The following is a 25676-nucleotide window of genomic DNA, read 5'->3' on the forward strand; positions in this document are numbered from 1 at the left end:
GTTGTCGTCGGTCGCCGACGCTCCGCGTCGACTCCCTCCTCCGCCTTGCAGCTGCACGCACCAGACCCCGCTCGGGTCAGCCGAAAGGCACCGCCACCCCAAGCCGACCTGATCCAAAAGAAAGGACCTAGCCGCGGCGCCCGGCGGGATCGTGGGCGGTGTCCCGCTCCTCGTCACCCTGGACCGGGCCGGAACCCGCGGTGCCGGCGGCCGGTGCCGGCGCCCGGTCGCCGTGGCCCGGCCACCAGGCCGCGTGGCCGATCAGGGCCGTGAGGCTCGGGGTGAAGAACATCGCCATGACGAACGCGGCCACCGCGATACCGAAGGAGACCGCGAAGCCCATCTCCGAGAGCAGCGAGTTGCCCGCCAGCATCATCGTGGCGAAGGTCGCCGCCAGGATGAAGCCCGCCGCGGCCACGGTCGGCCCGGCGTGCCGGAGCGCCATGCCGGCCGCCTCGCGCGGCTCCCGGCCCTCGCGGGCCTCCTCCCGCAGCCGGGCGATCATGAGGATGTTGTAGTCGGTGCCGATCGCGACCACGAAGAGGTACATGATCACCGGCAGCATGAACATCAGGCCCGAGTGGCCCTGCGCCCCCTGGAAGATCCACACGGTGGCGCCGAGGGTGGCGCCGAAGCCGAGGCCCACGGAGGCGATGAGGTACCACGGGGCGACCACACTGCGCAGCAGCAGGCCCAGGATCACCATGATGAGGAGGGCGGCGACGGGGAAGACCGTCCGGTAGTCGTGGTTGACCGCCGCGTCGATGTCCTTGTAGATCGAGGACATGCCGCCGACCACGGCCTCGGTGCCGTCGGGCGCCGAGGAGTGCGCCACGTCGCGGACGCGGCCCACGGCGTCGATGGCCTTGTCCGTCGACGCCTCGTACTTGAGCGTGACGGTGAAGTCCGCGGTGGTGCCGACCTTGTTGAGCTGGGTCATCCGGGCGCCGGCCACGCCGTCGACGTCGCCGAGCTTCTTCGCGTACGCGTCGAAGGCGGTCCGGTCCAGCGGCTTGCCGTCGGTGCTGGACAGGTAGACGTCGGTGGGTGCCGCGGCGCCCGCCGAGTACGCCTTCTGCATCTCGTCCTGTACGACCATCGACTCCTTGGTCTTGGGCATGGAGCCGGACGCCAGGTCGAAGGTGGCCTTGTAGCCGAGGATGCCGGTCGACAGGGCGAGCAGGACGAGTCCGGACGCGACGGCGGTGAGTGCCGGGCGGCGCTGGACGCCCCGACCGAGGGCGGCGAAGCGGGCGTTCTGCGGTTCCTTCTGCCAGGACTTCGAGGGCCAGAACACCTTCGGGCCGATCAGCGAGACCACGGCGGGGATCAGGGTCAGGCCCGCGACCAGGGTGGCGCCGACCGCGATGGCGAGCGCCGGGCCCATCTGCTTGAGGAAGCCCAGCGTGGACAGCACCAGGGCGAGGAACGCGATGATGACCGCGCCCGCCGCCGAGGCGATGGCCTCGCCGACCCGGCCCACGGCGTTGATCATGGCCTGCTTGGGTTCCTCACCGGCGCGCAGGCACTCGCGGTAGCGGAATATCAGGAACAGGAAGTAGTCCGTGCCCACACCGAAGAGCACGACGATCAGTATGGAGGAGATCGAGCTGTTGGCCTGCAGGTCGAACAGCTTGGTGGCGTAGGCGATCAGCCCGTTGGCGACGGCGGAGACGACGCCGATCAGGATCAGGGGCAGGATGGCGAGGATCGGTGCGCGGAAGATGATCAGCAGGGTCACCAGGATGATGACGAAGGTACCGATACCGATCAACGCCTCGCCGCGTTTGGACGAGTCCTGCTGGTCGAGCGCCTGCGCGGCGGAGCCGCCGAGCTTGACGTCGAGATGGGTGCCCTGAGCCAGTTTCCTGGCCTGTTCGCGCAACTCCTTCGCCGCGTCGGCCTGTTTGGGCTGACCGGCGTTCTTGCTGTCCATCTGCACCAGGGTCAGGGCGTATCTGCCGTCCTTGGACGGCTGGCCGGGGACGACCTTCTGCACCTGGTCGATGTGCTTCTCGCCCAGCCGGGCGGTGATCCGGGCGACGTCCTTCTGGTCGGCGGCGGTGAGTCGGCCGCCGTCGGTGCGCTGGTAGAGCGCGATCGCGGACGGGGTGAAGGCGCTGGGGAACGCCCTCTGTTGCAGGTCCGCCGCTTTGATGGACTCGTAACTCTTGGGCAGGAAGCTGCTCTCGTCACTGTTCGAGGGCAGACTCGGAGCGGTGGCGACAATCGCCACCGCGGCAATCAGCCACGCCACTATCGTCCAAACGGGATGACGGACGACGGCGTTGCCTATTCGTCGGAACATGCGGAGGGTCCTCCTGGGAAGGAAGATCACCGCAGCCCGGGGAGCGGTCCCTGGCATCGGCGACCCGACCGGCCCGGATCCACGGGCCGGTCGCATGGTTGTCTTGGCCTCACATCCTAATGACCGGGAACACGTGTTCCCGCTCCAGACGCGCGGGGCCGGGCCCGGACAGGCAAACCAGCCAATTTTCCGGACAAAGCCGAGGCCGGACGGTGAACGGGCCCCCAACACGGGCTCACGGGCGGGGGCGGCGCCAGACGAACACCTCGGCGCCCGGGAGGCGTTCGGCGCCGTGCCCTTCTGGTGGGATGTGAGCCGTACGGAGGGCGGTGATGATGCCGACGGACGGCGGTGATGCCACGGTCGCGAGCACTCCCGCGGGGAAACCGTCGCAGCGGTTTGGTACATGCCGATGCGAGCACGGGCGGGGCGCGGCCGTGCAGGGGAAGTTGTGTCAGCCGGGGACGCCGGCGAGGGCCGTCGACCTCTCGTGGACCTCGGCGATGACGCGGGCGCCCCGGTCGGGTGCGGTGTCCAGGCGGACGAGGACGGCCGGGGCGGCGATCGCGGGCAGCAGGTGGCCGTACAGCGCCGACATCCGCTCGTCCAGGTCGGCCCAGCCGGCCACGGCCTGCGAGACGAACTGCACACCGATCCAGGCGCCGAGGAAGACCTGGGCGGTGTCCTCGGGCACGACGTGCGGGAGCACCTCGCCGCGCTGCTTGGCCTCCGTCAGGACGCACGAGGTCAGCCGGGCCCAGGCCGGCCAGGCACTGCCGAGGATGTCGTGGCCCTGGAGATCGGCCGAGAGCCGGACCCCGGCGAGCAGGACGGGTTCCTGGGGCAGCCGCTTGGCCAGGGTCATCCCCGCGTCCACCCACTCCTGGAGCTTGAGCTCGCGCGGGAGGTGGTACTCCGTCCGCATCTGCTCCTGGAGCACGCCGCGGGCGAGGGCCGCCTTGGAGTCGAAGTGGAAGTAGAGGGCGCCCTTGGTGACACCGGCCCGGTTGAGGATCTCGGCGATGGTCGCGGCGGCGTAGCCGCGCTCGGCGAAGACGGCGGCGGCGGCTTCCAGAACAGCGCGTCGGGTCCGGACAGCCCGCTCCTGCTGAGCCATGGACCCTCCCCCAAGCTGAAAATTAAACCAAACAGCTCGTACCATACCGCACGCGTCTCAACGGGAAGGCGCGCCGGGACGGTTGACGCACAGGTGGCACATGCGCCCGGCATACGGGCGGGCGGCGCTGTTCCGGAAGGGTTTCGCCGTGGTGCCTCGGACCCGAAACCGGGTTGCGGTGGGACCGGCGCGGCGGGTGAGCTGGGTGCATGGGCGATGTCACGCAGCAGGCGCGGTGGGCCGGGTCGGGACGCGGCCGCGGGGTCCCGGCGAGACCGGCGCCCTGGCGCGCTGCGGCGGTGCTCGGGGCCCTCATGCTGGCTGCCTTCACCCTCAACACCGCGGAGAACCTGCCGGTCGGGCTGCTGGGACTGATCTCCGAGAGCCTGCGGGTGTCGCTGCCGGCGGTCGGCCTGCTGGTCACCGGCTACGGCGTGACGGTGGCCGTCGCCTCGCTGCCGCTGGCCCTCGCCGTGCGGGCGGTCCCCCGCCGTCATGTGCTCACCGGGCTGCTGGCGGCGCTGGTCGTGTCCAGCGCGGTCGCGGCGCTGGCGACCTCCTACTGGGTGCTGCTCGCGGGCCGGCTGCTCACCGCGCTGGCCCAGGCGCTGTTCTGGGCGGTGATGGGGCCGGTCGCGGTCGGCCTGTTCGCGCCGGAGGTCCGCGGGCGGGTGGTCGGTGCGCTGTCGGTCGCCGGGTCGCTCGCCCTCGTGCTCGGGGTGCCCGTCGGGACCTGGCTGGCCCGGCGCGACGGCTGGCCGGTGCCGGTCGCCCTGCCGGCCGCACTGGGGCTGGTCTCCCTCGTGACGATCGCCGTCCTGTTGCCGACCTCCCGTCCGGAGGAGGAGCCCGCCGCCCACGCCAGCAGCCCGGACGCCCGCCGGTTCGGGACCGTGCTGGCGTCCGGGTTCCTCTCCGCGACCGGGGCGTTCGCGGGGTTCACCTACCTCGTGCCGTTCCTGGGCACCGTGAGCGGGTTCCCGCCGGACACGGTCGGCGCCCTGTTCGCGGTGTCCGGCGTCGCGTGCCTGGCCGGAGTGAGCATCACGGGGGCGCTGCTGGACCGCTTCCCGTACTCCGCGCTGGCCACGGCCGTCGCCGTCCAGGCCGTGGGCATGCTCGTTCTGTACGCGGCGGGCACCCATCCGGTGGCGGCGGTGCTGGGCCTGGTCGTGATGGGCGGCGCGCTCGGACCGGTGTTCATGGCGGCCCAGAACGCGATGCTGCACTGCGCACCGGGCCGCACGGACATCGCCCTCGCGGCCAACTCCGGCTCCTACAACGCCGGTATCGCGGCGGGCGCGGCGCTCGGCGGCCTGATCCTGCCGCTCACCGGTGTACGGGGCACCTTCCTCGCCGGCGGCCTGCTGGCCACCGGCGCGTGCGCGGTACTGCTCGGCGGACGCCTGATCCTGGCCCGCCACCGCTGACCCGGGACTCCTCCACCACCGACCCGTCCGCCGCCGCTGGTCCGACGGACGGATCCACCCGGACCGCCCGTCCGCCACCACTGACTCGACGGATCCAGCGCCGCCGCCCGCCACCACTGACCCGACGGATCCACCCCGGCCGCCCGCCGCGCTGGCCCGACGGATCCAGAACCGAACCGCCCGCCGCCGCTGAGCCCCACGACTCCCGTGCCGGCCCGGCCCGCCGCCGGAGGGCACCACCCCGAGCCGTTCACTGCCCCTGACCCCGACGGCTCCCCCACCGACCCACCGGCCGCCGCTGACCCGGACGGCACCGCCCCGTCCCGTCCGCCGCTGGCCCCGGACCGCTCCACACCGCCCCGCCTGCCGCCCCTGACCCAGGACTCCTCCACCACCGCCCGACCCGCCACCCCCGACCCCGGGCGGCCGCTCCGCCGGCCCGCTCCCGGGATGCCGCCTTCGATCGGCCCCTTCCCCCTGCCTCGCATCGGCCCGGGCGGCCGCCGGCGGACCGTGGCGTGTGACCCGGGCGCGGGTCCCGCCCGCCGCGCGTGCAGTCGGCGCGCCCGCGCGTGCAGGTGTCGGAGCACGGTGTGGGGGCAACAGGCGGTGTATGAACGCACGCGCATGGGCACTGCAGGGACGGTTCGGGGCGCGCCGGGCGGCGGACAGTACCGCCATGGACGTGGCGGCCCGGGCGGGGTTCGCGGCACGCGGGCTGATCTACGTACTCGTGGCGGTCATCGCGCTGCAGATCGCCTTCGGCGGTGACAGCGGCGGGCAGCAGGCCGACCGCGGGGGCGCCCTCGGCGAGCTGGCCGGGCGGCCGTTCGGGTCGGCGATGCTGTGGATCGTGGGCATCGGGCTGGCCGGGATGGCGCTGTGGCGGCTGTCGGAGGCGGTCTTCGGCGAGCCGGGCCCCGACGGGTCCAAGCTCGGCAAGAGGGCGGCGCACCTGGGCCGTTTCGTCTTCTACTGTTTCGTGTCGTACTCCGTGCTCGCCTACGCGGCCGGGGACCGGGGCAGCGGCAGCGGGTCCTCCGACCGGAACACCGACGACGTCACCGCCCGGGTGCTGACGTGGCCCGGCGGCCAGTGGCTCCTCGGCATCGCGGGTGTCGGCGTGGTGATCGCGGGGCTGTGGATCGCGGCCCGGGCCATGCAGCGGAAGTTCCGCAAGCACCTGCGGATCCATGAGATGTCCGCAAGGACCCGCAGGGTCGTGGAGGCCCTCGGGGTGACCGGTGGCAGCGCCCGTGGTGTCGTCTTCGCCGCGGCCGGGGTGTTCGCGGTCGTGGCGGCCGTCCAGCACCAGCCGGGGAAGGCCCGGGGCATGGACGACACCCTGCGCGGTTTCCGGGACCTGCCGGCCGGGCCGTGGCTGCTCGCCCTGGTCGCGCTCGGCCTGGCCGCGTTCGGCCTCTTCTCCTGGTGCAACGCGCGCTGGCGCAGGGTCTGACCCGGCCCGGTGCCCGCCGTGCCGCTCAGCTGTCGGAGTCGGGCTTGTTCCGCGCCGCCGCGTACGCCTGGGCCGGGGTCATGGGGACGCCGTCCAGGCTGACCGTCTTGTAGGGGCTGACCTTGGCGCAGGTCTTGGCCTGGTCGGCGGTGGAGGCGTGGGCGCCGCCGACGGCGGCCTTGGCGTCGGCGGGCGCGGAGCCGCCCCCCGGGTAGCCGTCGCCGTCGGGCCAGTCGGTGCCGATCACGAGGGTGAGGCCGGTGCCGGTGCCCTGTTGCAGGTGCGAGGAGGGCAGGCCGAGCGCCTTGGCCACGGTCTGCGCCTCCGGCTTGTCTCCGGCGCCGTAGGTGAGGGTGGTGCGCGCCGCGGGGCTCGGGGCGTTGGCCGTGGTCGTACCCGGGTTGAAGCCCTTGGCGGTGAGGGTGGCGGCGACGGCCGAGGCACGGCCGGTGACCGTGGTGCCGTTCTCCACGTTCACCGTGATCCGTGCGGCGGGCACGGCGGTGGCCGTCGCCTTCGCGGTCGCCGAGGCCGCCGCCGACTTCTTGCCGGAACCGGTGGTCAGGGACTGGTCGTCGGCGATCGTGGAGAACAGGGACTGGGCGCCGGCGCCGACCACGACCCGGTCCTTGTCGGCCGGGTCCGGGGCCGTCTGCATGGTGGTGAAGGTGATCCGCTTGGTCGGGACCTTGTTCACGTCGCCCGCGAGCGAGATCAGCTTCTTCACGGTTCCCAGGCCGTCGTCCACGGTCAGTGCCTTGGTGGCGGCGTCGGCGAGGTGGTAGACCGCGGTGGGGTCGGTGAGCGTGCCCGCGCTCTTGAACTTGCGGATCATCGCGCTCAGGAAGATGTGCTGCGAGATCGTACGACCCAGGTCGCTGCCGTCGCCGAAGCCGTGCCGGGAGCGTACGAACTCCAGGGCGGCGACGCCCTTCAGGGTGTGGGTGCCCTGGGAGAGCTTGAGGTGCGAGTAGGTGTCGTAGACGTCGTCGCTGACGCACACGGAGACACCGCCGACCGCGTCGGACATCTTCACGACGCCGGAGAAGTCGAGCTTGACGAAGTGGTCGATGGGGATGCCGGTGAGCTGGTGGACCGTGGCGACCTGGCAGGCGGGGCCGTACTGGAGGGCGCTGTTGATCTGGCCGTAGTAACCGGCGGTGGACCGGCCGCTCTCCTTGTCCTCGCAGGCCGGGACCTTGGTCATGGTGTCCCGGGGGATGCTCATCACGGTGGCGTTGGAGCGGTCGGCGGATATGTGCAGCACCATCTGCACGTCCGCGTTGCTCCCGGTCTGCACACCGGTCTTCGCGCAGCCGCCGCCGAGTTTGCAGTCCGTGGCGCTGGTACGGCCGTCGGAGCCCATGACGAGGATGTTGATGGGGGTGCGGCCGAAGGCGTCGGCCTTCTCGGTGCCGCCCTTGCCGTCCAGGGAGACGCTGTGGATGTTGCCGTTCAGGTGCTCGTAGAACCACCAGCCCGCGCCGGCGGTGACCACGATGAGGACGGACAGGCAGATCCCGGTGATCTTCAGGAACCGCCTGCCGCGGCCCGCCGGGCGGGCCCGGCGTCGGGACCGTGGGCCGCCCCGCGCACGCGAGGCGGCCCGGGCCGCGGCCCGGCCGCCCGGCTGACGCGCGCCGGCCGGCTCGGCCCCGCGCTGTTCCGGAACCTGTGTGCCGCGGCTGCGCGTGGCCCGGCCGGCCGGGCCGTCCCACGGGTCGCTCATCTCCCACTCCCCTGAACGGTCGCACCAGCGCTCGATTGCGTAGTTGCGCAATCTAGCAAACACGTTGTCCGAACAGCGCGGATGCACATCCGATTCACAGGCCCGCCGGAACGGGCCGGAAAGCGGGAGTCTACGTGTCCTCGCCGTGAGCCGACGGCCCCGTCACCCGTTCTTACCGAACTCCGGGTAGTGGACACCCGAGAGGCGTGAGAGGTTGCGGGGTGAGCACCGGGTGTACGCGGGAGCGCGACGGGACCGACCGGCATCCTCCGTGCGATGCTGGGCAGCCTCCCGGAGAGAAAAGCTCAGGGCAAGGATCGGACGAACGACGGACACGAGGATCACGTGGCAGACGCGGCAGACACGACAGGCACCAACGAACAGACGGAACCGGACAGGCTGTCGGTGACCCGGTCGGCCGTCGACGGTGTCACCGTCGTCACGGTGGTCGGCGAGGTCGACCACCACACCTCCGGCACCCTCCGCCGGGCCCTCGTCCCCGCGGACCCCGACGGGGCGCGCACCGTGGCCGATCTCAGCGGCGTGCCCTTCATGGACTCCAGCGGCATCAACGTGCTCATCGCCGGCCACCAGGCCCACGGCCCCACGGGCTGGCTACGGCTGGCAGGCGTGCGCAGACCCGTGCTGCGCACCCTGGAGATCGTCGGCCTCACCCCCCTGCTGCCCTGCTACCCCGGCGTCCGTGACGCCCTGGAGGCCTGAAGGCCCCCGCCCCCCCCGGATGACCCCCGCGGCTGTCAGGACTGCGGGCGTCGCCCGTGGTTGGCCGCGTGCTTGCGGCGCGACTTCTTCTTCCGACGTCGCTTCGAGGACATGGGCACCTCCGGACGGCAGTGGGCGGAGCGCGATCGGCTCCGCCCGGGTACACAAGCACGATATCCCCGCATGTCCCCTCACTCCACCGGAGCCGTGCGCCGGACTGTCACCGGTCAGGCGGGCTGACCGGCCTCGCTCCGCCGCACCGAGCAGTGCAGCGAGTCGTCCCGGACGTCGGCGACGATGGTGTCGCCGGGCTCGGCCTCGCCGGTGAGCAGGATGGTGGCGATGCGGTTGTCGAGTTCGGCCTGGATCGTGCGGCGCAGCGGGCGGGCGCCGAACTCCGGCTGGTAACCGTGGGCGATCAGCAGCCTCTTGGCCGCGTCCGAGACCTCCAGGCCCATGCCCTGGGCGTGCACCTTGCGCTTGCTCCGGTCCAGCAGGTGGTCCAGGATCCGCCCCAGGTCGTCCTCGGTGAGGCCGTGGAAGATGATGATGTCGTCGATCCGGTTGAGGAACTCGGGCAGGAACCTGCCGCGCAGCTCGTCCGTCAACTCGTCCTTGAGAGCGGACACATCGCCCTGGTGGTCCAGGATCCGGCGCGCGCCGATGTTGGACGTCATGATGACGACGCAGTGCCGGAAGTCGACGGTGCGGCCCTGGGCGTCGGTCAGCCGGCCGTCGTCCAGGATCTGCAGCAGCGTGTTGAAGACGTCGGGGTGGGCCTTCTCCACCTCGTCGAACAGCACCACGCTGTAGGGCCGGCGGCGGACCTGCTCGGTGAGCTGGCCCGCCTCCTCGTAGCCGACGTATCCGGGGGGCGCGCCGACCAGCCGGGCCACGGTGTGCTTCTCCTGGAACTCGCTCATGTCGAACCGGATCATGCGGTCCTCCTCGCCGAACAGCAGGGCGGCGAGGGTCTTGGCGAGTTCGGTCTTGCCGACGCCGGTCGGGCCGAGGAACAGGAAGGACCCGACCGGGCGGTTCGGGTCGCCCATGCCGGCGCGGTTGCGCCGTACGGCCTGGGAGACCGCGGTGACCGCCTCGTCCTGGCCGACGATCCTCGCGTGCATCTCCTCCTCCAGCCGCAGCAGCTTCTCCTTCTCGCCGGCGGTGAGTTGGGAGACGGGGATCCCGGTGCGGCGGGAGACGACGTCGGCGATGTCGGAGGCGGTGACGGAGACGACGCCCGCGCGGCGCTCCTCGATGCCGGCGAGTTCCGCCTCGGCCTCGGCGATCCGCCGCTTGAGGTCCGAGGCCTTCTCGAAGTCCTCGGCGGACACGGCCTGTTCGAGTTCCCGCCGCAGTTCGGCGATACGGTCCTCGCAGCGGACGATCTCGGTGGAGCGTGCGGCGCCGCGCAGCCGCACCCGGGCGCCGGCCTGGTCCATCACGTCGATGGCCTTGTCGGGCAGGAAGCGGTCGCCGATGTAGCGGTCGGAGAGTTCGGCGGCCGCCACCAACGCGGCGTCGTCGAAGCGGACCTGGTGGTGCGCCTCGTAGGAGTCGCGCAGCCCTTCGAGGATCAGCACGGTCTCCTCGACGGTGGGCTCCGGGACCATCACCGGCTGGAACCGGCGCTCCAGGGCGGCGTCCTTCTCCACGTACCTGCGGTACTCGTCGATGGTCGTGGCGCCCACCACGTGGAGTTCCCCGCGCGCGAGGGCGGGCTTGAGCATGTTGCCCGCGTCCATGGAGCCCTCGCCGGTGGCGCCGGCGCCCACCACCGTGTGCAGTTCGTCGATGAACAGGATGATGTCGCCGCCGGCCGCCTGGACGTCCTCGATGACCTTCTTCAGCCGCTCCTCGAACTGCCCCCGGTACTGCGCGCCCGCCACCATGGCCGACAGGTCCAGCGAGACGACCCGTTTGTTCTTCAGGGCGTCGGGGACCTCCTCGGCCACGATGCGCTGGGCGAGCCCCTCCACGATGGCGGTCTTGCCGACGCCCGGTTCGCCGATCAGTACGGGGTTGTTCTTGGAGCGCCGGGAGAGGATCTCGACGGTCTGTTCGATCTCCTCGGCCCGCCCGACCACCGGGTCGAGTCTGCCGGCCCGTGCCTCCTCGGTCAGGTCGCGGCCGTACTCGTCCAGGGTCGTGGCCGGCGTCTTCCGTTCGGCCGGGGCCCCCTCGGCGCGCGCCGCCGGCTGTTCGGTCAGGCCGGCCAGACGCCCGGTGTCCAGGCCCTCCGTCCGCAGCATCCGGGTGGCGCCGGTGTCGGGGTCGCCGAGCAGGGCGCCCAGGATGTGCTCGGGGCCGATGTAGGAGACGCCGGCCGCCTGTGAGCGGGCGTAGGCGGCGCGGAGCGTGCGCTTGGCCGCCGGGGTGAGGCCCGGCTGCGCGGACGGCTCGGCGGATTCGCGGGGCAGGACCTTGGCCAGCTCGGCGGCGACCGTGTCGGGGTCCACGCCCACCTGGGCGAGCAGCCGGCGCGAGGGCGCGACCTGGGTGGCCGCCCAGAGCAGGTGTTCGGTGTCGAGGTCGGAGGTGCCGTCCTCGGCGGCCCGCTGCGCGGCCAGGTTCAGCAGGTCCCGCGACGACTCCGTCAGCAGCCGTCCGATGGGGACGCGCTGCACGGCGGGCGGGGAGGACCCGGGCGACATACCGAAGAAGCGGTTCAGCAGCTCGCTGAACGGATCCGAGGAACCGAGCGGTCCACCGAACGACATCGACATGACGCCTCCTGGCTCGCGAGGGGCAGCGATCCGGGACGGGTGTCCGGACAGGGGGCTGCGAGGGGTCCGTACTCACTGAAACCCCGCGCGGGCGGCACCGCAAGCGGAGGCCGCGGTCACACCGGGGTGTGCCCCTGGAGGTAGGCGCGTACCGTGGCCGGCAGCGGGATGCCGGCGGTCTCCCCTGCCGGGATCCAGCGGAGCCGGTCCGGTGCGACGCGGCCGCCGGACGACGGTGACTCGCTCAGGAGTTGGCAGACCACGGCCGTCTCCCTCGCCCCCTCCTCCGGCTCCAGCGGGTCGGTGCCGTCCGCGAGGTAGCCGGTGATCTCGTACACGATCCGCGCCGCGGTGGCCTGCGCGGTCTCGGCCGGCTCCGGGGTGCCCGCGGGCAGTCCCCAGCCGTCGCCCTCCGGCACGAGCAGCACCCGCCCGTCGTACAGGACGACCGCCCGCACCACTCCCCCGGCCTGTTCCAGCGTCATACGGCTCCCCCTCCGCGGTACTTGGTGCCTACCCAGGGGTGGGCAGGTGATTCCCTGTGGGCCTCAGTACAGCACCGGCAGATCCCCGGGCCGTACCCGTACGGTGACCGGGAGGGTGGCGTCCACCTCGCCGTCGGCGCCGTAGGGGACGGGCCGGCCGGCCTCGATGCGCAGTTCCCGGCCCCGCAGGACGCGTACTTCGGGGCGGCGGACGTGGGCGCCGGTCTTCAGCTCGTTCATCAGGGTGAAGAACAGCCGGCGCGGGGCGTCGCGGATCAGTACGACGTCCATCAGCCCGTCGTCCACGCGGGCGCCGGGCGCGATGAGCCGACCGGAGCCGTAGTAGGGCGAGTTGGCGGCGACGACGGTGTAGCCGCGGTGGTGGTGCTCCTCGCCGTCGACGGTGACCCGGAAGTCGGCCGCCCGCCAGGTGGTGACGGCGCGCAGGCCGCCCGCGTAGTAGGAGGCGGCGCCGCGCAGCAGCCGGGCGTTGTTGGCGTGCCGGTTGGCCTCCGCGTCGACGCCCGCGTACACGCTGCCCAGGACCACCGTGCGCGGGTGGACGGCCGACTCGACCTCGATGGTGTCCACCGGCCGGGGCTCGGCGTGCAACAGCAGGTCGGCGAGGGCGTCCGGGTCTGCGGGCAGGTCCAGCGCGCGGGCGAAGTCGTTGCCGCGTCCGGCGGGTACGAGGCCCAGCACGGTTCCGGTGCCGCTCAGCGCGCCGCCGATGCCGCCCGCGATGCCGTCGCCGCCCACGGCCAGGACGATCCGGCCGCGCTCGCCGGCGGCGCGGGCGATGTCCTGGGCGTGGGCGAGACTCCGGCTGTACTCGGTCTCCAGTCCGGCGCCGGCCGCGCGGAGCAGCCGGGCCAGTGCGAGCAGGGGCGCCGCCCCGGTGGAGCCGCCCGCGGTGGGGTTGACGACGGCGGTGAACTGGCGCATCGGTGGGCCTCCGAGGCAGGCGGTCGGATCGGGTGGGGTCAGTCGGTGGGCAGCAGGACGCCGGGGTTGAGCAGCCCCTCGGGGTCCAGGCGGCGCTTGACGGCGCGCAGGGCCGAGATGCCGAGCGGGCCGGCTTCGCGGACGTACCAGTCGCGGTGGTCGGTGCCGACCCCGTGGTGGTGGGAGATGGTGCCGCCGGCCGCCAACACGGCCTCGTTGGCCGCGTGTTTGGCGGGCCTCCAGTGGGCCACCGGGTCCTCGCCCTGGGCGCTGACGACGGTGAAGTACAGGGAGGCGCCGTTCTCGTACACGTGGGAGATGTGGCACATCACCAGGGGCGGGGTGCCGGCCCGGGTGAGGGTGTCGGTCAGGGCGGTGCGGACGGCCGTGTACAACTCGGGTACGCGGGACCAGAAGGCCGCGGTCTCCAGGGTCTCGGCGAAGGCGCCGACGTCGAGCAGGGCGTCGCGCAGGTAGGGCGCGGAGTAACGGCCGTGCGCCCAGCGTTCGCCGGGTTCGGCGCCGGCCGGGGTGCCGCCGCAGTCCGCCAGGACGGCCGCCGCCCGCTCGCGGCGGTACGCGGTGTCCTCGGCCGTCCCCTCGTACCCGGTGACGGCCAGACATCCCGCGCCGCCCTGGGCCGGGTCGTCGCCGATGGCGTCGGGCTGGGCGAGCCCGACGAGCGTCTCGGTCTCGTCGGACAGGCGCAGCACGGTCGGCCGGGGTCCGTCCTGGGCGAGCCGGCGCAGTGCGGCGGCGCCCTCCTCGAAGGAGCGGAACCGCCAGCCCTCGTACACCCGGGTCTCGGGCAGCGGCCGGATCCGTACGGTGACGGAGGTGATGACGCCGAAGGCGCCCTCGGAGCCGAGGATCAGCTGGCGAAGGTCGGGTCCGGCGGCGGAGCGGGGCGCGCGGCCGGTCTCGATGGTGCCCTCGGGGGTGGCAACGGTCAGTCCGAGCACCATCTCGTCGAAGCGGCCGTACCCGGCGGAGGCCTGTCCGCTGGAGCGGGCCGCGGCGAAGCCGCCGATGGTGGCCCACTCGAAGGACTGCGGGAAGTGGCCGAGGGTGAAGCCGTGCCCGGCGAGCAGGGCCTCGGCCTCGGGCGCGCGCAGGCCGGGCTGCAGGACGGCGGTGCGGGACACGGGGTCCAGGTCGAGCAGGGCGTTCATGCGGCGCAGGTCCAGGGCGACGAACGCGCTGCGCCGCGGGGCGAGTCCGCCCACCACCGAGGTGCCGCCGCCGAAGGGCACGACGGCGAGGCCGTGCGCGGCGCAGGCACGCAGGACGGCCAGGACCTCGTCGTGGGTGGCGGGCAGGACGACGGCCTGCGGGACGTCGGTGACGTCGCCGGCGCGGATGCGCAGCAGGTCGGGGGTGGACTTGCCGCGGGTGTGCCGCACCCGGCTCTCCGCGTCCGTGCGCACGTGCGCGTCGCCGACGGCCGCGGCGAGGGCGCGCAGGGCGTCGGGGGCTGCCGTGGGGGCGGGCGGGCGGATGTCCTCCAGGCCGAGGGCGGGGGCGCTGCGCGGTGTGACACCGAGCAGGTCGCGCAGCAGCCCGGTCACCGCCTCGGGCAGCGGTGCCGCCTTGGCCGGGTCGCCCCAGCCGTTCCACAGCATGTCCATTGAACGGTCGTCCTCACAGGTCGGGGTGGCAGGTCGGGGGTGCTGGTCGAAGTGGGCTGGTCTCCGTGCCGGTCGGGGCACCGGTCGCGGTGTCGGTCGGACCGGTCGGACGCCGGTTCGCGCGGCCCGGCCGGTCCCCTTCGGGGCCGTACCGCTTCCGTCCCGGCCCCGGGGCGTTACACTGTGACACATGACGCCTATTCGTCACAACGGTTCGGGCAGCGGTTCGGACAACGACGCCGTGCTCGACGCGGTACGCGACTGTGTACTCGCCGTCGGGGTGCGGCGCACCACGCTCGCCGACGTGGCCCGCCGCGCCGGCGTCTCCCGGATGACGCTGTACCGGCGCTGGCCGGACCTGCGGACCCTGGTGGGCGACCTGATGACGCGGGAGTGGATCGACGTGGCCACCCGGGCCATACCGCAGCCCGCGCCCGGCACCGGCACGCGCACCCGGATCGTGGACGGGATGGTGGCCGGCGTCGAGGCGTTCCGGGCGCACCCGCTCTTCCGCAAGATCGTCGACGTCGATCCGGAACTGCTGCTGCCGTACGTCCTCGACCGGCGCGGAGCGAGCCAGGAGGCGCTGCTGGCCCTGCTGGGCGACGCGCTGCGCGAGGGCCACACGGACGGTTCGGTACGGCCCGGCCACCCCGAACGGCAGGCGCGCGCCCTGCTGTTGACCGTGCAGTCCTTCACCCTGTCCCTGCGCACGATGACCGACGAGGACGATCCGGAGCTGGACTCCGCCGCGTTCCTCGGTGAGCTGCGCACCCTCCTGGAGAGGACCCTGACGCCATGAGCCACACCGAGGCCGCGGACGGCTCGTCCCTGAGCGCACACCGGCGCCGCCGGGAACTGACCGAGGCCGCGGACGGCCGGACGGCCGACGTCCTCGTCGTCGGGCTCGGAGCCACCGGGGCCGGGGTCGCGCTGGACGCGGCGGCCCGCGGACTGGACGTGGTCGCGGTGGACGCCCACGACCTGGCGTTCGGCACCTCCCGCTGGAGTTCGAAGCTCATCCACGGCGGGCTGCGCTATCTGGCCTCCGCGCAGTTCGACGTGGCCCACGAGAGCGCGGTCGAGCGCGGGGTGCTGATGACCCGTACCGCCCCGCACCTGGTGGCCGCCCAGCCGTTCGTGCTGCCGCTGACCCCGCTGGTGTCCCGGGCGCAGGCCTCGCTGGCGTGGGCCGGGTTCCGTGCCGGGGACCTGCTGCGGCTGGCCGCCCGGACCCCGCGCCGGGTGCTGCCCGCTCCGCGCCGGCTGGCGGCGACGGAGGCCCGGCACCTGGCACCCTCGGTCCGCGCGGCCGGGCTGCGCGGCGGGCTGCTGTCCTGGGACGGCAGGGTGACCGACGACGCCCGGCTGGTGACCGCCCTGGCCCGGACGGCCGCCGCGCACGGCGCGCGGGTGCTGACCCGGGTCCGCGCGCTGGAGCTGACCGGGACCGGCGCCCGCGTCCGGGACGAACTCACCGGCGAGGAGGGCGAGATCAGGGCGCGCGCGGTGATCAACGCCGCCGGGGTGTGGGCGGGCACCCTCGCCGACGGCATCCGGATCCGGCCGTCCCGCGGCACCCACCTGGTCCTGCGCTCGGAGCGGCTCGGCACCCTGCCGGCCGGCCTGCACATCCCGATCCCCGGCGAGACCAACCGCTTCGTGCTGGTGCTGCCGCAGGGGGACGGCCGGGTCTACGTCGGTCTCACCGACGAGCCGGTCGAGGGCGGGATACCGGACGTGCCCGAGGTGCCCGAGACCGACATCGGCTTCCTGCTGGACGTGCTGGGCTCGGCCCTGGACACCCCGGTCGGCCGGGACGAGGTGGTCGGCGCCTTCGCCGGGCTGCGCCCCCTGCTCGACACCTCCACGGACGGCTCGGCGGGCCGCACCTCCGACATCTCCCGCCGGCACGCCGTGGTCACCTCCCCGGACGGTGTCACCACCGTGGTCGGCGGCAAGCTCACCACCTACCGGCGGATGGCGCAGGACGCCGTGGACGCGGCGACGGCGGCCCGGGGCCTGCGCGCGGCCCCCTCCCCCACCGCCGCGCTCCCGCTGGTCGGCGCCGCCTCCCGGGAGCGGCTGCGCGCGCTGCCCGCACCGCGCCGCCTGGTCCGCCGCTACGGCACCGAGGCCGTCGCGGTCCACGCCCTCGCCGCCGAGGACCCCGCCCTGGCCGAACCGGTGATCCCCGGCCACCCCGTCACCCGCGCCGAACTCCTGTGGGCCGTCCACCACGAGGGCGCCCTGGACGAGTCCGACCTCCTGGACCGCCGCACCCGCATCGGCGTGGTCCCCCGCGACCGCGTCCAGGCGCTCCCCGCGGCCCGGGAAGTCCTCGGGGAGGGCGTCCCGGGCGGGCGGTGACGCGCCTGCCATTCCGTCGGAGCAGGCCGCGCACCGCGCCGAGGACGAGTCCGGCTCCTCAGGGCCGGCGGGCGTTGAGGCGGGCCGCCTGGCGGGTGAGGTGGTCGCGCTCGGCGAGGTTGGGCGCCTTGTGGGCCGCCTCGGCGTACAGCCGTGCCGCCGTGGCCAGGTCGCCGTCGCGCTCGTGGAGGTAGGCGGCCACCGCCGTGTGGCGGGGCAGCGCGGTGTCCAGCCCGGCGAGCGCCGCCAGACCGGCGCGCGGGCCGTCGGCCTCCCCGACGGCGACCGCGCGGTTGAGCCGGACGACGGGGCTGTCGGTCAGGCGGGCCAGCTCGTCGTACCACTCGACGATCTGCACCCAGTCGGTCTCCCCGGCGGTGGGCGCGTCGGCGTGGAGGGCCGCGATGGCGGCCTGCGCCTGGAACTCGCCCAGCCGGTCGCGGGCGAGGGCCGCCTGCAGGATCCGGACGCCTTCGGCGATCAGCCCGGTGTCCCACCGGCCGCGGTCCTGCTCGGCGAGCGGCACCAGGCTCCCGTCGGGCGCCGTCCGGCTGGCGCGGCGGGCATGGTGGAGCAGCATGAGGGCGAGCAGTCCCGCGACTTCCGGATGGTCGGTCCGGGCCGCGAGCTGCCGGGTGAGCCGGATCGCCTCGGCGGAGAGGTCCACGTCGCCGGAGTAGCCCTCGTTGAAGACGAGGTACAGGGTGCGCAGCACGGTGGCGACGTCGCCGGGCTGGTCGAACCGCACGCCGGAGACGGTGCGTTTGGCCCGGCTGATGCGCTGGGCCATGGTCGCCTCCGGCACCAGGTAGGCCTGCGCGATCTGCCGGGTGGTGAGGCCGCCGACGGCGCGCAGGGTGAGCGCGACCGCGGAGGCCGGAGTCAGGGACGGGTGGGCGCAGAGGAAGTAGAGCTGGAGGGTGTCGTCCACGGCGGGCGCGGGTCCCGGGGCCGGCTGTTCGTCGTGGCGGTCCTCACGGCGGCGCCGGGCGGTGTCCGCGCGGACCTGGTCGAGGAACCTGCGCCAGGCCACGGTGACCAGCCAGCCCTGGGCGTCTCGCGGCGGGTCGGCCGGCCAGACGCGGATCGCCTCGACCAGGGCGTCCTGTACGGCGTCCTCGGCCGCCGCGAAGTCGGCTCCGCGGCGGACGAGGATGCCGAGCACCCTCGGTGTGAGGCTCCTGAGCAGGGCCTCGTCCATCGGTGGTGTCACTCCGTGACGGTGGGCGGGGCGGCCAGGAACGGCCGGACCTCCAGCCACTCGTGGATCGGCTCGCCGCCCGCTCCGGGGGCGGCCGACAGTTCCCCGGCCAGTTCGACGGCGCGCTCGTAGGTGTCGACGTCGATCACCATCCAGCCGGCGATGAGGTCCTTGGTCTCGGCGAACGGGCCGTCGGTGACCGGCGGGCGCCCCTCGCCGTCGTAGCGGACCCACGCGCCCTCGGGGGCGAGCGCCTGGCCGTCGACGAACTCGCCGGTCTTCTCCAGCCGGGCCGCGAAGTCCTGCATGTAACCGATGTGCGCAGAGATCTCCTCGGGCGACCACTGGTCCATCGGCACGTTGTTCACCGGAGCCGGGGCGCCGCGGTAGTGCTTCAGCAGCAGGTACTTGGCCATGGTGCTTCTCCCTGGTGTTCGTGCGACACATTGTGGTCGCGTTCACGCCTGGGACGCAGCCGGTCGGACGTTCTCGACATCGCCGTCCGGATTTTTTTCGGAAGCTCGTTTTTCCCGCAAAGGTCCCGACGGGGCGGGGAACGGCCCGAGCGCATGGATTCGCCGTTCCCCGTCCCTGCCGGTCGGCGCACCGCCGCTCGGGGCCGGGGCGGTGTGCCGGTTCGTGGAGTCACGACCTCGGCGGACGTGCCGCACCAGCGGTCCCGTCGCGGACTCTCCGATGATCGATCCTGCTCCGACCCTGCGGCACCGCGCCCGCACGCGCCAGCCGGGGGGCCCGGCCGGGTGAGGCGGCGCGGCCCGCCGGCACCGCGACACCCGCTCGCCCCTGCGGGAACCTCCGAGGCGGGAGCGGGAGTTGCGGGGTGGCGTAGGAGGCCGTGCCCGGCCGTGCGCGGAGCGGCGGGCGGCTGACCGGCCGGGACACCGGGCCGAACGGGGGGACACCGTTCGCCGGGCCCCGCCCGTCGGCCGCGCTGTCCTACACCACGAACGCGTTGACGCGGCCCGCGGCGATCTGCCGCTTGCCCGCGGCGGGCTGCGCCACCGCCGGGTACGGCTGGTTGCTGTTGAGGCTCCAGCGGTACCCCACGAAGAGGCCCGTGTCCGGGTCGGCGTAGAAGACCATGTGGCCGTAGCCGACGCCGTTGTGCTGCGTCCAGGTGCGGTTGTCGTCGCTCAGCTCGGCGCGGGTGTCGGGGTAGGCGCGGTAGCGGTCGGTGCTGGTCTGGCTGGTGAGGTCGGGGCCGCCGTGCGGGTTGTCGGTGCAGTCGACGATCTGGAAGAGGTGCGGGACGACACCGGGTATGCCGAGCTTGCTGTCGACGGAGGAGGCGTAGGTCCCCAGGTAGGCGCGGATCAGCACCGTGTGCCCGGTGTAGGGGACGGACTTGTCGTCGGGGTCCTTGTCCCAGGCGACGATGTCACCGGGGCGCAGGTTGACCGGCTTGGTCACCGGGTCGAAGTGCGGCACGTCGGCGGCGTCGAGGAATCCGGCCTGCAGGTCCTCGGCGGTGGGGTAGGTGCCGGTGCGGGTGGTGCCGGCCGGGGCGCCCTTGGTCGGGAAGTACTGGTCGAAGTAGGAGGCGGTGGCCCAGCCGTAGGCGGTGTCGCTGCCGTAGGCGCGCTCCAGCAGCAGGGTCATGAAGGAGGCGCACTGGGACAGGTTCTCGAACTCCTCCGGGTGCCCGGGCCGGCCCCAGGTGACCGTGGTTCTGCCCAGGTTCCTTCCGTCGGTCACCACGTTGTACCGGTTGTGGTCCCAGGCGTTGGCGCGCAGCCGCAGGTACTCCACCAGCGTCTCGGCCTCCAGGAGGTGCGTCGGTTTGAGCGGGTAGAGCGCCGTGGACTTCGGCTCGGCCGCGGCGGCCCGGGGCGGGGAGACCAGCGACGCGGCGGAGGCGGCGAGTGCCAGACCGGCGCTTCCGGTCAGCAGGTGGCGGCGGGAGGGGCGGGCTGAGGGCGCGGGCACGAGGGCTCCTTCGATGCGGTGGTGCGGGTGGACTGCCGCACCCTACTCAGAAGTGATCATGGGGAGGAAGCGGCGGACGCACCGCTTGGTGCCCCTACGACGATGGTGCGACGCTGGTGGAGAGGTGTCCGATTAGGGGACCCGGAGGGCCGATGGGGGGCCTGGAGGGCCGATGGGGCGTGACGTCCCGGCGCTCGTCTTCACCCGCGAGGACCGCCGCCGGTACCGGATCAAGATGCACGAGTGCCTGGACGCGCTGGCGCAGATGCTGCGCGAGGCGCGGTTCGAGTCGGAGCGGCCGCAGGTCGGCCTGGAGATAGAGCTGAACCTGGTGGACGACAGGGCCGAGCCGGCGATGCGCAACACCGATGTGCTGGAGGCGATCTCCGACCCGGCCTGGTCCACCGAGCTGGGCCGGTTCAACCTGGAGATCAACGTCCCGCCCCGGCGGCTGACGGCGGGCGGTCCGGACGCCTGGGAGTCGGAGATCCGGGCCGCGCTGAACCACGCCGACCAGCGGGCCCGGTCGGTCGGCGCCCGGCTGCTCATGATCGGGATCCTGCCCACGCTGCGGCAGGACGACATCACCGAGGACACCCTGTCGGAGAACCCCCGGTACCGGCTGCTGAACGACCAGATCTTCGCGGCCCGCGGCGAGGACCTGCGCATCGAGATCGACGGGGCCGACCGGCTGCGGACGTACGCGGACACGATCACCCCGGAGGCCGCGTGCACCAGCACGCAGTTCCATCTCCAGGTGTCGCCGGAGGAGTTCGCGGGGTACTGGAACGCGGCGCAGGCGATCGCCGGGGTGCAGGTGGCGCTCGCGGCGAACTCCCCGTTCCTGTTCGGCAAGGAGCTGTGGCACGAGACGCGGATCCCGCTGTTCGAGCAGGCCACCGACACCCGCCCGGAGGAGATCAAGGTGCAGGGGGTACGGCCGCGGGTGTGGTTCGGGGAGCGGTGGATCACCAGCGTCTTCGACCTGTTCGAGGAGAACCTGCGCTACTTCCCGGCCCTGCTCCCCCTGTGCGACGAGCAGGACCCGGTGGAGACGCTGGACCGCGGTGACACCCCCGACCTGTCCGAACTCACCCTGCACAACGGCACGATCTACCGCTGGAACCGGCCGGTGTACGCCGTCGCGAACGACCTGCCGCACATCCGGGTGGAGAACCGGGTGCTGCCGGCCGGCCCGACGGTCGCCGACACCCTGGCGAACGGCGCGTTCTACTACGGGCTGACCCGGGCCCTGGTGGAGGAGGACCGGCCGGTGTGGTCGCGGATGTCCTTCGCGGCCGCCGAGGACAATCTGCACGCCGCCGCCCGGCAGGGCATCGACGCGCTGGTGTACTGGCCCGGGATGGGCGAGGTGCCGGTGCCGGAGCTGGTGCTGCGCCGGCTGCTGCCGCTCGCGCACCGCGGCCTGGAGCTCTCGGGTATGGACGCGGCGTGGCGGGAGCCGCTGCTCGGCGTCATCGAGCAGCGGTGTGTGACGGCGCGCAACGGAGCGGTGTGGCAGAAGGAGATGTTCCATCATGTCGCCGGCACCGCGCACGCCGGCCGGCACGAGGCGCTGCGCCGGATGACCCAGGTGTACATCGACTACATGCACCTCAACGCCCCGGTGCACACCTGGCCGGTGGACTGAGCCGCTACCGGTGCACGGCGGGCCGCTCCAGGCTGGTCGAGGGGCAGGCCGACGCCTCCGGCAGGTGGGACTTCGCCCACTCGGCGAGCGCGCGCAGGGCGGGTTCCAGGGCCGCGCCGGCGTCGGTCAGCCGGTAGGACACGCGGAGCGGGGGCCCCTCGTCGACCTCGCGCAGGACGAGGCCGGCCGCGCCGAGTTCGGCGAGCCGGTCGGACAGCATGCGTTCGCTGATGCCGGGGACGGCCCGGCGCAGGTCGGTGAAGTAGGCGGGCTGCTCCACCAGGACGGCCACGATCGGACCGCTCCAGCGTTTGCCGAGCAGCTGGAAGACACGGGTGATTCCGTCGTCCACCCGCTTGCACGCCGCGCTGTCGTGGTTCTGCTCCGCCGCCATGATTCCAGGGTACTACTTCACCGTATGGGGCTGAGAAAAAGTAAGTCGATGTGTTAAACATAGTCCAGTACGAAACGTGAGCCGAGCGCGCTGCGACGTCCGGCTGTCCTGAGCTTCTCTGGAGACATCCATGGCCACCCTGCTGCACATCGATTCGTCCGTCTTCCCGGCCGAGGCGTCGGCTTCGCGCGCCGTGACGGAGGCCTTCCGCAAGCACTGGGAGGAGCAGCACCCGCAGGGCACGGTCATCTACCGCGACCTGGCGGCCGAGCCCGTCCCGCACATCACCGCCGACGCGCACCTCGCCGGTTTCGTCCCGGCGAGCGCCCACACGCCCGAGCAGGCCGCGGTCTTCGCCGAGCGCGTGAAGCTGATCGAGGAGCTGGAGCAGGCCGACGCGATCCTGATCGGCGCCCCGATGTACAACTACACGATCCCGTCGACCCTCAAGGCCTGGCTGGACAACGTGATCCTCATGGGCCGCACCGCGGGCGAGAACCCGTCCGCCAAGGGCACCCCGGTCACGGTCATCGCCAGCCGGGGCGGCTCGTACGCGCCGGGCACCCCCCGCGAGGGCTACGAGTACGTGCAGAACTACCTCAAGGCCGTCCTGGCCGACGCCCTCGGCCTGGACGTGGAGTTCATCGTCGCGGAGCTGACCATGGCGTCGAAGAACCCGGCGATGGCCGAGCTGGTCCCGCTGTACGAGGCCTCCCGCGACCGTGCCTTCGAGGCCGCGGCCGCCAGGGTGCGTCAGCTGGCGGAGCGTCTGGCCGCCTGAGCGGCATCCCGTACCGCACCACGGACCCCGGGCCGGCGCACCGCGCAGGCCCGGGGTCACGCGTGCGCCCGGCCGCGGTCAGGCCAGGACGAGCACCAGGGGCACACCCCGGCACGGCACCAGCCGCAGGTCCTCGTGCCCTCCGGGCCGCGCGGCGGCGAGGACCGCGCCGAAGTCCGGGCCCCTGGTGAGGGAGCCGGCCAGGTGGGCGGGGTCGGCGGAGGCGGCGACCCGGCCGCGGGCGTTCACCAGCCGGGCCGGCCGGGACAGTCCCCGCAGCAGCGGCAGCACGGCCGCCTCGAAGTGCCGCAGATACACGTCGGCCGCGGCCACTCCGGCGAACCGCCCCCCAATCCGCACCGGTTGGGACAGGGTGAGGCTGTACTCGTCGGAGCAGAGGTAGTCCACGTACGGCCCGGCCACGGCCCGGCGCCCGGTGTCGCGGGGCAGCGCGAACCAGTCCCAGTGCGTGTAGTCGGAGTAGGCCGAGCTGCCGGGGTCGAGATCGAGCAGCAGCGGGCGTACGGCGCCGTCGGCGTCCGTCTGCCACCATTCCAGCCAGGCCGGTACGTCGGTCAGCAGTCCGGGGGCCGCGACGAAGCCGACGCCGGAGACGAGGTCCTCGTGGCGCAGCCGCTGGTGCAGTCCGGGGCGCAGGGCGGCGAGGTCGCGGCTGGCGGGCCCGCGGCCGTCGGCGGCCACCCGGTGCAGCAGGGCCGCGGTGTCGGCGCGGGTGGCGGCGACCGCCGCGAAGACGGCCTCCAGCGCGCCGCCGACCTGTGCGGCCACCCGTGTCTCCGGGTCCGTGGCGACGGCGGCGAGCCCGGAACTGACGCCCATGGTGTCCTCCAGCGGACGGAAAAACCGCGGGCGGCGCGCTCAGAGCGTGAGGCGTACGGCGACGAGCCGCGCCGCCGACTCCCTGACGCACCGCTCGGCCAGCGTGCCGGCCGTGTCGTGGGCCCCATCCTGCACGGCGCTGACGACGCAGCGGTGACGTTCCGCAACTTCTTCACGATAGGGGTCGTCGGCCAGGACGAGACAGAGCAGGGCGCCCACCTCGCTCTGCAGGGCGACCTGTTCGCGGGTGAGCCGGGCCGACTGGGCGGCGGCGGCGAGTTCGACGTGGAAACGGCCGTACAACCGGCTGCGCGCCGCCGCGTCCCGAGCCTGCGCCAGCTCCTGGGCCGTGCGGTGCAGCGGCCGGAGGTCCGCGGGTTCGGTGCGCTGGGCGGCGAGCCGGGCGGCGGCCCCGGACAGGGCGGCCCAGTGGTCGCCGAGGTCGCGCAGCTCCTCGGTGCTCCAGCCGCGCAGCCGGGACCTGAGCCGGTCGTCGGCGGGGACGTCGGGCAGTGAGACGAAGCTGCCGCCGCCGCGGCCCCGGCGGGTGGTGACGAGGCCCTGCTGCCGCAGCGCCATGAGCGCCTCGCGCAGGGTGACCGTGGAGACGCCGAGCCGGCCGGCCAGTTCGCTCTCGCCGGGGAGCTGCTCGCCGTCGGCGAGGAGGCCGAGCTCGATGGCGTCCCCTATGCGGTGGACGACCGTGTCCACGCGGGCCCGGTTGTCCACCGGGCTGAAGACGGCCTTGCGGGTGCCTGCGTCGATCTCGTGCTGTCTCACGGGTACCACCTCGTGCGTTGACTCAAGCTTTACCCTGACGGGACCTTGAGCTATGACCTATGACTTCATATGTTTGCCGTCAACGTTCGGTGCGCCAGAAAGGTTCCCGCATGGAGGGACGTGCGATCCGGTTGCAGGGCCTGCGCAAGTCGTTCGGGGAGACCACCGCCGTGGCCGGGATCGACCTGGACGTCCGGGACGGCGAGTTCTTCTCGATGCTCGGGCCGTCCGGCTCGGGCAAGACCACGGTGCTGCGGCTCGTCGCCGGGTTCGAGGCACCGGACGCGGGCCGGATCGAACTCGCCGGACAGGAGGTCACCGGCCTCGCCCCGTTCGAGCGCGACGTGCACACCGTCTTCCAGGAGTACGCCCTGTTCCCGCACATGACGGTCGAGCAGAACGTCGCCTACGGGCTCCGGGTCCGCAAGGTGCCCAAGGCCGAACGTCTGGTCCGCGCCCGCAAGGCGCTCGCCGAGGTCCGCCTCGAAGGCTACGGCCGGCGGCGGCCCGCCCAGCTGTCCGGCGGGCAGCGCCAGCGCGTCGCCCTGGCCCGCGCCCTCGTCGGCCGGCCTCGCGTGCTGCTGCTGGACGAGCCGCTCGGCGCCCTCGACCTGAAGCTGCGCGAGCAGATGCAGATCGAACTCAAGGCGCTCCACCGGGAGGTGGGCATCACCTTCGTCTTCGTCACCCACGACCAGGAGGAGGCCCTGACGATGAGCGACCGGATCGCCGTCTTCGACGAGGGCCGCATCGCCCAGGTCGGCACCCCCGCGGAGATCTACGAACGTCCGGCCACCGCCTTCGTCGCCTCCTTCGTCGGCACCTCCAACCTCCTTGACGGCGAGGCGGCCCACCGGATCACCGGCTCCCCGGGCACCTACACCATCCGACCGGAGAAGATCCGCCTGCTGAAGAACGCCGCCGAGCCGGACGAGCCCGACCACACCACCGCGGCCGGAACCGTCGCCGAGGTCGTCTACCTGGGCGACGCCACCCGCTTCCTGGTCGACCTGGACGGCGGCGGCCGGCTGACAGCACTCCAGCAGAACCTGGAGACCTCCTCCGCGGACGTCGCCGCCTACCGCGGCACCCGGGTCCGCCTCCAGTGGCACCGCCGGCACGCCGTCCGCCTGCCCTCCTGATCACCGCCCCTCCCCCT

The 25676-nt window shown here is 73.2% G+C and carries 23 protein-coding genes; 8 read left to right on the forward strand and 15 right to left on the reverse strand.

What is annotated here, in order from left to right:
• Window positions 1-127 precede the first annotated feature (127 nt).
• From ACZ3ZD_RS12375 to ACZ3ZD_RS12385, 3 genes are all read right to left on the reverse strand, one after another.
• Window positions 128-2308 carry an MMPL family transporter gene (locus ACZ3ZD_RS12375; protein ID WP_467395842.1) on the reverse strand — a complete coding sequence of 727 codons (2181 nt, stop codon included), beginning with the start codon at window positions 2306-2308 and terminating at the stop codon, window positions 128-130.
• Between the two features lie 235 nt (window positions 2309-2543).
• Window positions 2544-2669, reverse strand: a complete 126-nt coding sequence (locus tag ACZ3ZD_RS12380) for a hypothetical protein (protein ID WP_467395844.1) — start codon at window positions 2667-2669, stop codon at window positions 2544-2546.
• 93 nt (window positions 2670-2762) lie between these two features.
• Entirely contained in the window at window positions 2763-3425 is a 663-nt protein-coding gene (locus ACZ3ZD_RS12385; RefSeq protein ID WP_467395846.1) for a ScbR family autoregulator-binding transcription factor, read from the reverse strand.
• A 314-nt stretch (window positions 3426-3739) separates the two neighbouring features.
• Here ACZ3ZD_RS12385 and ACZ3ZD_RS12390 point away from each other — a divergent pair, with 314 nt between their 5' ends.
• Window positions 3740-4855 carry an MFS transporter gene (locus ACZ3ZD_RS12390; RefSeq protein ID WP_467395848.1) on the forward strand — a complete coding sequence of 372 codons (1116 nt, stop codon included), beginning with the start codon at window positions 3740-3742 and terminating at the stop codon, window positions 4853-4855.
• A gap of 613 nt (window positions 4856-5468) precedes the next feature.
• Entirely contained in the window at window positions 5469-6314 is an 846-nt protein-coding gene (locus ACZ3ZD_RS12395; protein WP_467395850.1) for a DUF1206 domain-containing protein, read from the forward strand.
• A 25-nt stretch (window positions 6315-6339) separates the two neighbouring features.
• On the opposite strand, the gene ACZ3ZD_RS12400 is transcribed toward ACZ3ZD_RS12395, so the two are convergent.
• A complete protein-coding gene (locus ACZ3ZD_RS12400; RefSeq protein WP_467395852.1) occupies window positions 6340-8043 on the reverse strand; it encodes an LCP family protein in 1704 nt (567 codons plus the stop codon).
• A 345-nt stretch (window positions 8044-8388) separates the two neighbouring features.
• Here ACZ3ZD_RS12400 and ACZ3ZD_RS12405 point away from each other — a divergent pair, with 345 nt between their 5' ends.
• Complete coding sequence (locus tag ACZ3ZD_RS12405) at window positions 8389-8766, forward strand: STAS domain-containing protein (RefSeq protein WP_467395854.1); 378 nt, start codon at window positions 8389-8391, stop codon at window positions 8764-8766.
• 35 nt (window positions 8767-8801) lie between these two features.
• On the opposite strand, the gene ACZ3ZD_RS12410 is transcribed toward ACZ3ZD_RS12405, so the two are convergent.
• The 5 genes from ACZ3ZD_RS12410 to ACZ3ZD_RS12430 form a co-directional block, all read right to left on the reverse strand.
• Window positions 8802-8951: a hypothetical protein gene (locus ACZ3ZD_RS12410; protein ID WP_467395856.1), complete on the reverse strand. Its 150-nt coding sequence runs from the start codon at window positions 8949-8951 to the stop codon at window positions 8802-8804.
• Window positions 8952-8993: 42 nt separating this feature from the next.
• Window positions 8994-11495 carry an ATP-dependent Clp protease ATP-binding subunit gene (locus ACZ3ZD_RS12415; RefSeq protein ID WP_467395858.1) on the reverse strand — a complete coding sequence of 834 codons (2502 nt, stop codon included), beginning with the start codon at window positions 11493-11495 and terminating at the stop codon, window positions 8994-8996.
• Window positions 11496-11611: 116 nt separating this feature from the next.
• Window positions 11612-11980, reverse strand: coding sequence for an NUDIX hydrolase (locus ACZ3ZD_RS12420; protein WP_467395860.1), 369 nt, complete (start codon window positions 11978-11980; stop codon window positions 11612-11614).
• 63 nt (window positions 11981-12043) lie between these two features.
• Window positions 12044-12925: a diacylglycerol kinase family protein gene (locus ACZ3ZD_RS12425; RefSeq protein ID WP_467395862.1), complete on the reverse strand. Its 882-nt coding sequence runs from the start codon at window positions 12923-12925 to the stop codon at window positions 12044-12046.
• Window positions 12926-12963: 38 nt separating this feature from the next.
• Complete coding sequence (locus ACZ3ZD_RS12430) at window positions 12964-14553, reverse strand: FAD-binding oxidoreductase (protein WP_467395864.1); 1590 nt, start codon at window positions 14551-14553, stop codon at window positions 12964-12966.
• A gap of 190 nt (window positions 14554-14743) precedes the next feature.
• Between ACZ3ZD_RS12430 and ACZ3ZD_RS12435 the strand changes: the two genes are divergently transcribed.
• Together ACZ3ZD_RS12435 and ACZ3ZD_RS12440 are read left to right on the forward strand one after the other, a co-directional pair.
• Complete coding sequence (locus ACZ3ZD_RS12435) at window positions 14744-15355, forward strand: TetR/AcrR family transcriptional regulator (protein ID WP_467395866.1); 612 nt, start codon at window positions 14744-14746, stop codon at window positions 15353-15355.
• Entirely contained in the window at window positions 15352-16923 is a 1572-nt protein-coding gene (locus tag ACZ3ZD_RS12440; protein WP_467395868.1) for a glycerol-3-phosphate dehydrogenase/oxidase, read from the forward strand. Before ACZ3ZD_RS12435 ends, ACZ3ZD_RS12440 begins: the two co-directional genes overlap by 4 nt.
• 58 nt (window positions 16924-16981) lie before the next feature.
• Here the strand turns inward: ACZ3ZD_RS12440 and ACZ3ZD_RS12445 are convergent, their stop codons facing one another.
• From ACZ3ZD_RS12445 to ACZ3ZD_RS12455, 3 genes are all read right to left on the reverse strand, one after another.
• Entirely contained in the window at window positions 16982-18124 is a 1143-nt protein-coding gene (locus ACZ3ZD_RS12445; protein WP_467396492.1) for an RNA polymerase sigma factor, read from the reverse strand.
• Between the two features lie 8 nt (window positions 18125-18132).
• The gene (locus ACZ3ZD_RS12450; RefSeq protein ID WP_467395870.1) at window positions 18133-18540 is read right to left on the reverse strand and encodes a YciI family protein; all 408 of its coding nucleotides are present in this window, start codon (window positions 18538-18540) and stop codon (window positions 18133-18135) included.
• Window positions 18541-19081: 541 nt separating this feature from the next.
• Window positions 19082-20071 (reverse strand): hypothetical protein, encoded by a 990-nt coding sequence (locus ACZ3ZD_RS12455; protein WP_467395872.1) that lies wholly within the window; start codon window positions 20069-20071, stop codon window positions 19082-19084.
• Window positions 20072-20243: 172 nt separating this feature from the next.
• Here ACZ3ZD_RS12455 and ACZ3ZD_RS12460 point away from each other — a divergent pair, with 172 nt between their 5' ends.
• The gene (locus ACZ3ZD_RS12460; RefSeq protein ID WP_467395874.1) at window positions 20244-21722 is read left to right on the forward strand and encodes a glutamate-cysteine ligase family protein; all 1479 of its coding nucleotides are present in this window, start codon (window positions 20244-20246) and stop codon (window positions 21720-21722) included.
• Window positions 21723-21726: 4 nt separating this feature from the next.
• Here ACZ3ZD_RS12460 and ACZ3ZD_RS12465 read toward each other — a convergent pair whose 3' ends face one another.
• Complete coding sequence (locus ACZ3ZD_RS12465; RefSeq protein ID WP_467395876.1) at window positions 21727-22116, reverse strand: winged helix-turn-helix transcriptional regulator; 390 nt, start codon at window positions 22114-22116, stop codon at window positions 21727-21729.
• Between the two features lie 130 nt (window positions 22117-22246).
• Between ACZ3ZD_RS12465 and ACZ3ZD_RS12470 the strand changes: the two genes are divergently transcribed.
• Window positions 22247-22897, forward strand: coding sequence for an FMN-dependent NADH-azoreductase (locus ACZ3ZD_RS12470; protein ID WP_467395878.1), 651 nt, complete (start codon window positions 22247-22249; stop codon window positions 22895-22897).
• Between the two features lie 78 nt (window positions 22898-22975).
• Here the strand turns inward: ACZ3ZD_RS12470 and ACZ3ZD_RS12475 are convergent, their stop codons facing one another.
• Together ACZ3ZD_RS12475 and ACZ3ZD_RS12480 are read right to left on the reverse strand one after the other, a co-directional pair.
• Window positions 22976-23737 carry a cache domain-containing protein gene (locus ACZ3ZD_RS12475; RefSeq protein ID WP_467395880.1) on the reverse strand — a complete coding sequence of 254 codons (762 nt, stop codon included), beginning with the start codon at window positions 23735-23737 and terminating at the stop codon, window positions 22976-22978.
• A 39-nt stretch (window positions 23738-23776) separates the two neighbouring features.
• A complete protein-coding gene (locus ACZ3ZD_RS12480; RefSeq protein ID WP_467395882.1) occupies window positions 23777-24517 on the reverse strand; it encodes a FadR/GntR family transcriptional regulator in 741 nt (246 codons plus the stop codon).
• Window positions 24518-24627: 110 nt separating this feature from the next.
• On the opposite strand from ACZ3ZD_RS12480, the gene ACZ3ZD_RS12485 reads away from it, so the two are divergent.
• Entirely contained in the window at window positions 24628-25659 is a 1032-nt protein-coding gene (locus tag ACZ3ZD_RS12485; RefSeq protein ID WP_467395884.1) for an ABC transporter ATP-binding protein, read from the forward strand.
• The last annotated feature ends 17 nt before the right edge of the window (window positions 25660-25676 follow it).

The sequence above is a fragment of the Streptomyces sp. NPDC023481 genome (assembly GCF_055560195.1).

Bases quoted from the DNA above. Each gene is read 5' to 3' on its own strand.
- ACZ3ZD_RS12450 (WP_467395870.1), bottom strand. From the start codon at position 18,540: ATGGCCAAGTACCTGCTGCTGAAGCACTACCGCGGCGCCCCGGCTCCG.
- ACZ3ZD_RS12470 (WP_467395878.1), top strand. From the start codon at position 22,247: ATGGCCACCCTGCTGCACATCGATTCGTCCGTCTTCCCGGCCGAGGCG.
- ACZ3ZD_RS12385 (WP_467395846.1), bottom strand. From the start codon at position 3,425: ATGGCTCAGCAGGAGCGGGCTGTCCGGACCCGACGCGCTGTTCTGGAA.
- ACZ3ZD_RS12435 (WP_467395866.1), top strand. From the start codon at position 14,744: ATGACGCCTATTCGTCACAACGGTTCGGGCAGCGGTTCGGACAACGAC.
- ACZ3ZD_RS12465 (WP_467395876.1), bottom strand. From the start codon at position 22,116: ATGGCGGCGGAGCAGAACCACGACAGCGCGGCGTGCAAGCGGGTGGAC.
- ACZ3ZD_RS12425 (WP_467395862.1), bottom strand. From the start codon at position 12,925: ATGCGCCAGTTCACCGCCGTCGTCAACCCCACCGCGGGCGGCTCCACC.
- ACZ3ZD_RS12410 (WP_467395856.1), bottom strand. From the start codon at position 8,951: ATGCGGGGATATCGTGCTTGTGTACCCGGGCGGAGCCGATCGCGCTCC.
- ACZ3ZD_RS12460 (WP_467395874.1), top strand. From the start codon at position 20,244: ATGGGGCGTGACGTCCCGGCGCTCGTCTTCACCCGCGAGGACCGCCGC.
- ACZ3ZD_RS12430 (WP_467395864.1), bottom strand. From the start codon at position 14,553: ATGGACATGCTGTGGAACGGCTGGGGCGACCCGGCCAAGGCGGCACCG.
- ACZ3ZD_RS12375 (WP_467395842.1), bottom strand. From the start codon at position 2,308: ATGTTCCGACGAATAGGCAACGCCGTCGTCCGTCATCCCGTTTGGACG.
- ACZ3ZD_RS12415 (WP_467395858.1), bottom strand. From the start codon at position 11,495: ATGTCGATGTCGTTCGGTGGACCGCTCGGTTCCTCGGATCCGTTCAGC.
- ACZ3ZD_RS12485 (WP_467395884.1), top strand. From the start codon at position 24,628: ATGGAGGGACGTGCGATCCGGTTGCAGGGCCTGCGCAAGTCGTTCGGG.
- ACZ3ZD_RS12390 (WP_467395848.1), top strand. From the start codon at position 3,740: ATGCTGGCTGCCTTCACCCTCAACACCGCGGAGAACCTGCCGGTCGGG.
- ACZ3ZD_RS12400 (WP_467395852.1), bottom strand. From the start codon at position 8,043: ATGAGCGACCCGTGGGACGGCCCGGCCGGCCGGGCCACGCGCAGCCGC.
- ACZ3ZD_RS12475 (WP_467395880.1), bottom strand. From the start codon at position 23,737: ATGGGCGTCAGTTCCGGGCTCGCCGCCGTCGCCACGGACCCGGAGACA.
- ACZ3ZD_RS12420 (WP_467395860.1), bottom strand. From the start codon at position 11,980: ATGACGCTGGAACAGGCCGGGGGAGTGGTGCGGGCGGTCGTCCTGTAC.
- ACZ3ZD_RS12440 (WP_467395868.1), top strand. From the start codon at position 15,352: ATGAGCCACACCGAGGCCGCGGACGGCTCGTCCCTGAGCGCACACCGG.
- ACZ3ZD_RS12395 (WP_467395850.1), top strand. From the start codon at position 5,469: ATGAACGCACGCGCATGGGCACTGCAGGGACGGTTCGGGGCGCGCCGG.
- ACZ3ZD_RS12445 (WP_467396492.1), bottom strand. From the start codon at position 18,124: ATGGACGAGGCCCTGCTCAGGAGCCTCACACCGAGGGTGCTCGGCATC.